Origin of the sequence: Paracoccus nototheniae (assembly GCF_004335005.1) — a bacterium.
In the GTDB taxonomy this organism is placed as follows: Bacteria; Pseudomonadota; Alphaproteobacteria; order Rhodobacterales; family Rhodobacteraceae; genus Paracoccus; species Paracoccus nototheniae.
This window is the reverse complement of record NZ_RQRT01000235.1, coordinates 1-237: the sequence shown is the minus strand read 5'-3', so window position 1 is coordinate 237 and position 237 is coordinate 1. Positions and strand designations below refer to the sequence as shown.

General features: G+C 72.6%; 1 protein-coding gene. It reads left to right on the top strand.

The genetic code is table 11. From position 1 onward, the window contains the following. Nucleotides 1–237: IS66 family transposase zinc-finger binding domain-containing protein (locus EG885_RS22585; protein ID WP_207392415.1), on the top strand; the 237-nt coding region annotated here is incomplete at both ends.

The following is a 237-nucleotide window of genomic DNA, read 5'->3' as shown; positions in this document are numbered from 1 at the left end:
CCCGCGTTGAGCGGGTGATCGAGCCGGACAGCCTGCTCTGTCCCTGCGGCTGTGGCGAGATGCACCGGATCGGCGAAGACCGGACCGAGCGGCTGGATATCGTGCCGGCACAGCTGCGGGTCATCGTGACCGTGCGCCCCAAATACGCGTGCCGCCGGTGCGCCGAGGGCGTGACCCAAGCACCGGCGCCCGCACACCTGATCGAGGGCGGGCTGCCCACCGAGGGCGCCCTCGCGC